Genomic DNA, 10,681 nt, shown 5'->3' on the forward strand with positions numbered 1-10,681 from the left:
TAGATTCGTTTCTTTTATGAAAAATATTCGTTAAGAGACGTCAATATATAGCAAAAAGAGCCCGCAATCTTGCGAGGCTCTGTGAAAAGAACTAATATCTATAATTCTTTGTTAGACATAGATGTCACACTTACATCCGCTGCATAATTGCCCTCAATGATCCGTGCTTCCAAGACATTCGTTATAACGTCTCCACACATGTTCAAATCGTTAAACGTAACATTCTTTACAGCATTCGTATTACTTGAGCCATAGATATGGATGGGGTTAAATGCTAATTTCTCGAATAAAGCGCCATCAATATATACATTTGAAATAGGTGCTGTTTGCGCATCGATTTCTACAGGAATACTTTTACCCATGGAAGTAAAAACAAAGCTTTCCACCCTTGTATTCACAAAATGGATATCGTTCATCTGTTGAGTTCCCGAGGTGGCTTCTGCCACGATACCACGCCGTGCCTGTACGACGTCATTATCTTCAAACCATACATCATACATGGGGCTTAATGACTGTAAACCTGCTTTGAGGCCAGCACAAGACGAAAATACAATATTGTTCTTGAAACGTACATTATACATGGAAAAGTCAGTAATCGTCGATTTCGCACAGAGGGCATCATCTACCGTCATGACAAAGTTTTTTTCCGCGATTGCATTTCTTGTTCCGCATATATCTATACCGTCATTCATGATTTTATATTGGTCTGCATTTTTATGATTGATAATTTTAACATGTCTTACCCTAAATCCGTCGCCACCTTGTATACCGTTAATCGTCCACGTTGTTGAATCCTTTATCAGGATGCCTTCTATCGTTACATGATTGGAATAATTACCTACAATAACGTTTCTTCTATATCCGAGATAAGTTGATGATGCACGATCTTTATCCATAATCTCGATACCACTCGCGTCCAGTACACCACGTCCCAATATTTTAGCATTAGGTGCATGGTCAATCCTTATCATGGGATCTATAAATATTTTCCCTTCCCTACTGGTCGTATACTCATATAGGGTTCTGTCCGGATTTGACTTTATGACTGCCCCGCCCTGTAGGTACAGGGTGACATTGCTCTTGATATAAAGGATATCCTTCACTTTATACACACCTGCGGGTACATAGACGACTCCTCCGCCTGCGGCAGAAGCATCATCAATTGCTTGTTGTATGATGCCGGTAACGTCGCTCGTCCATGTGTTGTCTGCACAATAGGGTGGGCTTGTTATATTATAAACATCTGTTCCCGAAGATGACGGAGCATCACTTTCCAAAGGGTCAGCCAGAACTACCAATTTCTCCAAGTTATTAATCTGAATAACCAAATAAGATGGTTTCTCGGCATTACTGTCAATAGAGAAATTCAGTTGATTCCCGCTTACTGTCTCGGTGATCCCCAAACTGTGAGGGCTTATATCATAGCTTGTGATTGGCTCATTTGCAGTGACCGTTACTATAGATGTTCCCGAGCAAGAAAAGTGAGCGTAATGGTAGTCCAAGAACTTTTCAACAAAGATAGGGGTGTCGTCTACATGCAAATTGAAAGCCGAGCTTGTTATCGTATAATCGGGTTTCGTATAAGTAATTATAATTGCAACCTACCACCTTTCTATAGGTAAATTATTGTTAATTACACCTCATTTATTCGCTGCACATTCTCTTATCTGACGGATAAGATCTGAAAGGTTTAGCAATACATCGCCGTCATACCATCCTTTCCACTTGCCTCTCTCAGCGTGTAAGCGGATGATGGATGCCTGCTGAAGTTCCGCTGCAGCTTCCAAGATTAGAACACGCACGTGAATCTCTTTCCTTGTGCCACCAGCAAGTACGGCCTCTGCCGCATTAGCCAGCTGATGAACTGCCCGGTATAATCCGCGGATGAGAGACAGCTGGACCAGAAGGTTGGTAGTAAAGAACTCTTTTCGCTCCTCTGGGATTTCCTGTAAAGATTGATAAGCCTCGTTCAAAGCGATATTCCACTTCGGAAGGGCCTCTTCAGTGGCATTTTTGTAATACACTACGAAGTCCGCTGTTTGATCAAATGCCAATAGAGTTTTGTTCTGGATCTCGTCTTTGGTGAACGGTTGACCATTCAAAATAGCTGTCAATTTGATAATTAATCTTCGGCACATGCCATCCATCAGGAGCATACGGCCAGCATATCCCTGGTTGTCTAGCGAATGGAATGCTGCGAAATAAGCTTGATAAGCCCGTACCGCTGCCACACTGCATTGCTGCCCGTAATGCTCGACTGCCCAATTCTGCATAAACTGTTCCGGCTGATTATTTTCAAAGTTCCAGCCTAAGGCGGCGGTGAATTGGGTTCCAAGAAGCATCTCTCTGACATTCGTTACGTTAACGACAAGATAGTCGGTATTCCCTTGCTGAACAGCTGCTTGCAGATTGTAATGAATTTTCTGAGGTAAGGTTCCTTGAACCTGATGAGGTCCGTCACTCCAAAAAGCGACGTGATAATATACGCCATATTGCCTTCCCGGCTCCCGTTTCACCTCATAGAAACTGTCACCTAACATCTGGGTCGGGCCGAAATCCGCATGGATAATCATCGTTTCCTGCGGAAATGACAAATGTCCTCCCTTCAGAAGCTCCATTCCTTCCATCCATAAAGTAGCCGTCGAGGCGAAGTTGCTGTGACCCACTGCTTCAGTAATGACTTCAAGTTGCTTAGCAATGGCACCAGCGATTAACTGACCTCTTCCACTATCTGTATCTGGCGCATAAGGATCATCTGCCCATACAGGCTTGTCACCCATGCCGCGAAGGCCAAGCTGCCAAACCACGTTGTCATACCTCGCCCAACGACCTGCATAAAGTCTCCAGACCTCTTCATACTTCCCTGGGTTCTTCGTGTAGGATAGAGGCTCACTATCTCCTCGGTCCTGCCAGTAGCGTTGAACACGCCTTGGGAATACTCCTAACGGCTCGATATGATGCTGGGTAATAAGCAGTCCACGTTCCGCCACCCGCCGAACCAAATCTTCATCTGATGGATCGAAAATATCAAGCAAGGAACATGGAATCAACAGATTCTGTTTAAGTCGTAGTGCAGTCTCCATAATCGGTTCCATTGCATCTGCATAACCTGCATGCTTCGTGAATGCATTGTTCTGAAAATTCGTATCGAATTTGCCGGTCCACCCCAGCAACAGATCTTCATCATTGATAAACCAACCACGGTAGCTGAAGGTATGAGGTCCGTCAGACATCAAGATGCTGCTGAAATCGAGGCTTTCTATGGCTGCTGCGGTATGGCCTGTCCACAAATACAAGGGATTCACGCCAAGAGCAACCCGGCTAAATTCATAGATGCCATAAATCGCCCCCCGAGTATCACTGCCGGCAATAACGAGCTGACGCCCCTCTTCACCGGTACTCTTAATGAGGTAATGCTCTTTTTTCCCAGCGATTTTGCTGAAATCGAATTTTCTATTCTTTAAGAATTCCGAAAACGCAGGATTGCTTAAGGTTCCCACAACAATGGAAAACCCTTCTACATCTGAAAGGTATTTTCGGCACACTCCCTGAATGTCCATTACTTGGCTCAAATCATTGATTAAATCATTTATAGCTAACCCAATTCCCTGATGTTCCTGAGCGTCAATTTGGACTTCCACTCTATCCTTACTCTGTAATGCCAATCTTTCCACCCCTCTGCTATTCTTTGAAGAAATCCACTTTCCGAGGATTATCGAGTCTACTATATCTCATAAGTTCATCCAAAAAAATGTACTCGTTCTGTTTATTTTATGTAATTTATTCGGTTAAGGAGTCTTTGAATGGGGAATAAAAGTGTGGGCGAAGAACGCATAGTCCGCTCTTCGCCCACACCCAACCTATATAATTTCCTTATTTACTGTGAAAACAACTGCCATTTCTGATTGTCTCCGCCATTATCTTCCCATTGGGTGAGTTGAACTCCATCTGCGGTCGCCCCAGTGCTATCTAGTACTTTACCGCTGTTGCGATTAATAAGTTTAGCGTAGCCGCCACCAACGTCAACGATCTTCCATTGTTGATTATCCCCGCCGTTATCCGTCCATTGAGTGACTAAGGCTCCATTGGCTGTAGAACCGCCAGTCACCTCCAGGACTTTTCCACTTTTAACATTCTTAATCTTGTAGTAACCGCCGCCAGCATCGACAAGCTCCCACCGTTGATTCTTTCCAGCATGATAATTCCATTGAACGACCTTTGTACCATCTGTCGTACCACCACCAAAAACTTCGACAATTTTACCTGAGTTTGCATTGGTTATCATATAATTCGTGGTTGCAGTGTTAAAAGTAATATTGGACGTGTTCCCACCTATATCAATTCCCCCCTGGGAAGGGTCAGTGATCAGGTTACCGTTCATCTTTAGATTAGTGATGTTTACATTGGAAACTTTGCTCGTGCTGTCGTAACCTTGAATGATGGAACGAAAGTTGTTAGTGTTCTCAAATGTAACACGGGTCAATTCTACATTGCTGATGGGGCCAACCTGTGTGCCATATTTCGCTGTCCAAATGAGGAGTGGAGCCGTCCTATATTGCCCGTTAGGTCCATTATTGAAGATCTTTTCTGTACGGATGTCGATAAAATGAATATCATTCCATACACCATTCCCTTCGTCATGACTCAAACTGATGCCCCGATAAGCTAGAATTACATCAATATTGATAAACCAAAGATCGGTCAACGATCCTTGTCCTGCAACTCCTGCCTTGGTACCCGCAGATTCCGTATAAGCAACTGAATTTTTATAAACAACATCCGTCATTGGTTCCTCAGTCGACGATTTCGCATCGAATACGTCATCGCCTGTATAGGCGAAGCATTGATCCACAACAGCGTGGGATGTATTGACGAGATCGAAGCCATCCCCATGAACCCAGTGAACATTATTTAAAATTTTTACATTGGTGATTTTAACATTCGTTGATTCCTCAATATTAATGTTCCAGGTTGTTCCATCCCTTAATGTGACTCCCTCAATGGTCAGATTATTCGGCTTTGTTCCCGCAGAATTTTTATAAGAACGAATGATATTCTCCCGGTTCGGCCCGAAATCATTTGTTGTAAGCGGAGTACCATTGGAGTCAATCATCCCTCTTCCTTTGATAGCTACATTAGATGCCCCTACGATACGTATATTAGACTGTTTAAATTTAGTGTCCGTAAAATCATAATCGCTTAATGTCGTTGATCCGCGAAGAACAGCTCCAGCGGCTAAATATAGCGTGACATTACTCTTCAGCTCAAACTGAGAAATCTTATAAACACCAGCAGGAAAATATACAGTGCCGCCGCCAGAGCGAGCGTTGGCATCATTGATGGCTTGTTGGATTTTGGAAGTCATCAGATTGCTGCCTGTATTGTCCACACCAGAATAATCCATGATGCTCTTCACGCTGTTCCCATTAGGGACGGGTGCCCCTATTTCTACAGGATCAGCCATAATAACCAGGTTCTCCAAATCATTGATCTTGATGACTAAGTACCTTGAACCGGCTTGAGGAAGTGAGAAGGTTAGACTATTGCCGCTAACAGTAGCCTCTATACCATAACTGTGAGGGCTGATATTGTAGGAAGTAATCGCTTCATTGGCAGTCACTTTGAATGTAGCCGTACCAGAATAAGACAACTGGGCAAATGAATAATCAAAATGCTTGACAACTTTGACAGTAGTCGAATCTACAAGCAAAGAATATGCCGTACTTGTAGCGAAGTAGGAAGGAGTAGGGTAAGTCAATACGGACGCAGCGGATGCAGGTGTGACCATCTGGATAGAGAAACTGAACATAAGGGTAATAACAACGATCATTTTCGTCAACATATTTCCGATACCCGTTTTCACTTTTCCTCCATGCATATTTACTTTCCCTCCTAATAAATGAAATATAACGCTTTCATTTTATTGTATAAATCCATTATGAAAAATGAATTGAATTCGTTTCTTTTATGTATTTTATTCGTTTTTATGCCCAACCTGATTACATATCAAAGAGGCAGATGATCGCTCATCCGCCCCTTTGATAGCTTGCAACTCTTAATCTTTACTAATTTACCCCCGACTTAGCAACGCCTTCGCGTTATTCAGAAAAATATCTTGTTTTAATGCGTCCGATAATTGTGTGGTATTCTCTAATTCTCTGCCTAGTAACGTAACCAAACCATCAGGCGTATACGGGCAATCAGATGCATAAACAATCTTTTTAGGATCAGAAAGCTCAAGTAATATGGGTAATTGTCTAGGCAGTACCATGCCAGCTACGTCAAAGTAATGATTCTTCATCACTTGTTTAATGTCCATATCCGCAGGGTCAACATCGGGATTCAATGCCGGCAATGCTGCTTGAACCCGGTCGGCAATAATAGGTAGCGTTGCACCGGCATGAGGAATAATAAAAGTAATATCGGGATAACGTTTAAAAATACCGTTCTCCAGCATATTCAATATGGTGCGCGTGGTATCGAAAAAGAATTCCATTAACGGCGATGGTAGCATTTTGTTAAGTCCCTTATCAAGGGTATGAGGCTCATTTGGATGTATAGTAACGATAGCCTTGTACTGATTTAATTCCTCCATTACAGGGTCCAGCTCAGGGCTTCCGAGGTAAGTTCCGTTCGCGTTCGTAGCTAAAGTAAAACCAGTTGCCCGTTGTTCATTCATGGCTTTTCGAATTGCACGAATGCTCTCCTCAATATGTGGAATTGGTAAACTCGCGAAGAAACCGTATTTCTCAGGATACTGTTTGACTAAGCCTGCTCCATATTCGTTTACCTCTTCTGCAAGCTCTAGCGTTTCGTTTTTATCGCCATGATTGATATTGGGGGAGGAAATCGACGGCACTGCATATTGGATATTCATAAGGTCCATCAGTTCAAGATTTTCCGATACATCCCAACGGGGCGTTTTTACTCCATCGCCAAAGTCATTATATCGTTCCTTCAGGAAGCGTTGATAGCCCGGGGACAAGTAGTGAGTGTGAAGATCGATTTTGGGATAGAATAGTTTATCTTGAGTAGTCATACTGCACCATCTTTCATTAGTCTTGTTTGTAGGGAATGTTGCTTAGCAGGAGCTAAAGCCTAAGTAACTTTTCTGCATTTCCATGAGCTATTTTTTCTTTATCTGCATTACTTATTGGCGCGTTCTCAAGAAAGACTCTCGCCCCTTCATTGCCAACGAATGGATAATCCACAGAGTACATGATACGGTCTGCACCCATCACCTGATGAGTCAGCATAAAGGATGGAAGGCTGAACATACCACTTGGGGTTACATACACATGATTTAAAAAGTAGTCGGAAACCTCTCTCTGGAGATTTTTCACTACCGGATTAAAAACGTCATTAACACGTTCTAAAAAGAAGGGGATCATTTCTCCCCAATGTCCAAGGATGATTTGTAGCTGAGGATATTTATCGAAGACTCCAGCCAGAATCAAACGCAATAAATGAATGCCGGTTTCATTGTGCCAACCCCAAGCCGCAGTTGCAAAACGCGCGCTAACTATTGAATCAAGTCCACTGTAATAAATATCTTGAACAGACTTTGGTGGTATGGTCGGATGCAAGTAAATGGGTACATTCATTGCAGCTGCAGCTTCTAATATCGGACTAAACCTTGAATCATCAAGAAACAGATCATGAGTGCGTCCATTGATGATGGCTCCTTTAAAGCCAAGTTTATTCACTGCTCGCTCTAGTTCTGCGGCTGCTGCCTCTGGATTCGAAGTAGGCAATGAGGCGAATCCGGCAAAGCGGTCCGGGTGAGCGCTAATAGCTGTTGCCAATCGGTCATTGGCTTCTCTTACTAGAGGTACAGCCTCTTCTGCCGAAAGGAACTGCATCCCATGCCCATTCATGGAAAGTACCTGGATGTCGATCCCATTAGCATCCATACTGGCCAAACGTTCTTCTCCTAAATCCATTAGCTTTGATGGTGCCGGAGAAGCTGAATCTCCTTGACTAAAGGCATCACGGAAACTTGGGTTTAAATTGTTCACGGCTTCCGCTGAGGCGGCAGCCACCGAAGTGTCCATATAATGCTCTTCAATTGTAATGATCTTCATATTTCCCCTTCCTTCTGTGTGTATAGGTAAGTAATAGTTGTACTCCTACACATTGCTTGCAAGTTTCAAATTATATTCGCTATAATATGAGATGTTCCCAGGTTCAAATCGAGGATAAATTTAATCATTAAATAAAGGGCGGATAATCGCTTATCAGCCCCTTTTTACATATTCTTCAATTCTCCTTAATGCTCTACCTCAGATTCCCTAAGACAGCTTGTTATCTAATTCACGGTTTCTTACATTAAACAAATAGTTCTTTTAACGTTTGAGAGAATTCCTGCGGCTTTTGGGCATAGCCTAAATGAGCGCCAGCGATGGAGTGAATCGGTAAGCCAAGCTTCTCGGATAAGTCTTTGACTACATCTTGAGGGAAGGAGCCGACGGAATCTGTTCCATTAAATAAGATAATTTTAGCTTTCTTATCGGCCAGCTTGTTGATATCGATTTTACGGCTGGTGTATTGGCGAATTTCATATTTGAACCAATCGGCCATTCCTTTAACAACAGGATTATCAGCATTTTCAATCGAAACTGCCGGCTTAGCCATCATTTGAGTATCCATTGGAACGGTATTCATAGCTTCAGCAAATAGTTTCATGGCTGCCGCCATTCCCTCTGTCCGGGAAGTTTCAACTATATTATCATTCACTGCTGCCCAGTCTGCGGAATCAGTCAGGAATGTGTTGATTGGCGGTTCATGGAAAGCAACTTTTTTAACAATATCAGGATGGTCCTGCAAGGTTTCCATTGCAACAATTGCGCCTGAACTGCTGCCCAAAATATATATAGGTTCATCACTTAAATGTTTTGCCAAAGCAGCTACGTCATTAGCGTCGGTTTCAAGACGGTACGTGCTGTGTGGATTCTGGGCATCTAACGGCAATGCTACCGTTAATTCACTCTGTCCATAACCGCGGCGGTCATACATTACAACAGTGTATCGGTCCTGTAGAAATTTGGCGGCGCCAGCATAGATATTCCCAGTACCATTAGCTCCTGGAATGAAGACAATAACAGGACCTTGACCAACTGTTTCATAATATAAATTGGCACCATTCTCTTCTAAATAACTCATGGTAAATCGCTCCTTTAAAAATATTTGAAAAAACTATTGCTAACTCATGATATGAACTATAAACTCATGATATGAGTTAGTCAAGTCATTAAATTAAAAAAAGGATGGAATTATGACAAAGAAAATTAGTTTAACAAGAGAGCTTGTGCTTGAACAAGGTTTGAAAATCAGCAGTGAACTGGGCTTTGATAAGCTGACCTACAACGGGTTGGCCCGTTCATTATCCATTCAGCCGCAGTCATTGTATCGATATGTGAGTAATTTAGAGGATTTAAAAAGTGGAGTTGTAGCTATCTATATAAAAGGCATGGTCGACTTGATCTACCATGAATTATTAGCATACTCTGGAAAAGACGCGTTACGGAAATTCGCATTATGTATGATTTCATATTCACAATCCAGTCTCAGATTTCCAGATATGGTTGGAGGACTGGCTGAATTCAGCTATACCGAAGCAGTCTCGCAGCAAATGGAAAATTTGCATAATATTTTAGTTGAACTTATTAAAGCCGTTACAAAAGATCAAACGAAGGTTGAACAAAATGAACAATTATTTCTGAGTTATGTACTTGGACATCTGCAACTCATGAATAATGGGGTTGCACCGAAAAAAGTAAATATTCAACAAAACTTTGAAGAGAACATCGAACGATTATCTTCGTTATTTTGAATGGAGGTAAATAACTAAATCCCGTTTGCTGCTCAAGCAGCAAACGGGATTTTTTTCAGTACTAATATTTGCAGTAAGTATTAGGACAAGGAACAATCTTTTTCGAATCCTGCGATTCGAATGCAGCCAGAATGACTGCGAGTGACTTCAGGCCTTCTTCGCCGGAAATGCTCGGTGGTGTGTTCGTTACAATGCTTTCTATGAAAGCATCCATAATGCCGCATGGCACTTGCTTCTCGTTCGTCGCCATCGCACCGACCTGATACTTCTCAACGGAGCCGTCACGAAGCTCGACAATAACCTGATCAACAGGATGCGTATCGATATGCATAACACCATTTCCGCACCACAATACCGTGCTGTTGTCGCCGCCTTTATAATACGTCCAGCTGGCAACTAACGTGCCGACCGCTCCACTCTTCATGCGTAATATGCAGGTCGCGTTATCGTCTACATCGGTTCCTTCTTTGTGCAGCGTGTTCACGAAGACAGCGACTTCAGCCACTTCATCGCCTAGAAGCCAACGGATCAAATCAGATTTGTGAACACCGAGGTCGCCCATTGCGCCCATGATGGCTTCTTCCTTGCGGAAGAAGCCATCAACACTCCAGCGTTCAGGTCCCGGATGGCCGAAGGACGTGCGGAAGGAAAGGACTTTACCCATTTTACCTGTTTGCAAAATTTCTTTGGCCTTTTGGTGGGGCGGCATCAGACGCTGCTCGGTTTTCTCTGTAGATTTTTGACCATCATCCGAGTGCCCAGCTGGATATGGAAGTATGGAAGCGCATTGGTTCCCAAGAGGATGATTCCTGCCAAGACTATTGTCGATGGCTTTCTGGTAACCAGGTG

General features: G+C 42.9%; 7 protein-coding genes and 1 pseudogene. 1 reads left to right on the plus strand and 7 read right to left on the minus strand.

Annotation, left to right across the window (positions count from 1 at the left end; genetic code table 11):
* Positions 1–98 precede the first annotated feature (98 nt).
* From NSS67_RS22915 to NSS67_RS22940, 6 genes are all read right to left on the minus strand, one after another.
* Positions 99–1,403, minus strand: coding sequence for a hypothetical protein (locus tag NSS67_RS22915; RefSeq protein WP_339315940.1), 1,305 nt, complete (start codon positions 1,401–1,403; stop codon positions 99–101).
* A 237-nt stretch (positions 1,404–1,640) separates the two neighbouring features.
* On the minus strand, positions 1,641–3,665 hold the full coding sequence (locus NSS67_RS22920) for a glycosyl hydrolase 115 family protein (protein ID WP_339315941.1): 2,025 nt from the start codon (positions 3,663–3,665) through the stop codon (positions 1,641–1,643).
* A 212-nt stretch (positions 3,666–3,877) separates the two neighbouring features.
* Positions 3,878–5,878 carry an RICIN domain-containing protein gene (locus NSS67_RS22925; protein ID WP_339315942.1) on the minus strand — a complete coding sequence of 667 codons (2,001 nt, stop codon included), beginning with the start codon at positions 5,876–5,878 and terminating at the stop codon, positions 3,878–3,880.
* Between the two features lie 192 nt (positions 5,879–6,070).
* Positions 6,071–7,039, minus strand: coding sequence for an amidohydrolase family protein (locus NSS67_RS22930; RefSeq protein ID WP_339315943.1), 969 nt, complete (start codon positions 7,037–7,039; stop codon positions 6,071–6,073).
* A gap of 52 nt (positions 7,040–7,091) precedes the next feature.
* Positions 7,092–8,084 (minus strand): amidohydrolase family protein, encoded by a 993-nt coding sequence (locus tag NSS67_RS22935; protein WP_339315944.1) that lies wholly within the window; start codon positions 8,082–8,084, stop codon positions 7,092–7,094.
* Between the two features lie 244 nt (positions 8,085–8,328).
* A complete protein-coding gene (locus NSS67_RS22940; protein WP_339315945.1) occupies positions 8,329–9,162 on the minus strand; it encodes an alpha/beta hydrolase in 834 nt (277 codons plus the stop codon).
* A gap of 112 nt (positions 9,163–9,274) precedes the next feature.
* On the opposite strand from NSS67_RS22940, the gene NSS67_RS22945 reads away from it, so the two are divergent.
* Positions 9,275–9,832: a TetR/AcrR family transcriptional regulator gene (locus NSS67_RS22945; protein ID WP_339315946.1), complete on the plus strand. Its 558-nt coding sequence runs from the start codon at positions 9,275–9,277 to the stop codon at positions 9,830–9,832.
* A gap of 61 nt (positions 9,833–9,893) precedes the next feature.
* Here NSS67_RS22945 and NSS67_RS22950 read toward each other — a convergent pair.
* Positions 9,894–10,550: pseudogene (locus NSS67_RS22950) on the minus strand (Gfo/Idh/MocA family oxidoreductase); the annotation flags it as partial.
* Positions 10,551–10,681 lie beyond the last annotated feature (131 nt).

This window comes from Paenibacillus sp. FSL R10-2734, from assembly GCF_037963865.1.
In the GTDB taxonomy this organism is placed as follows: domain Bacteria; phylum Bacillota; class Bacilli; order Paenibacillales; family Paenibacillaceae; genus Paenibacillus_AQ.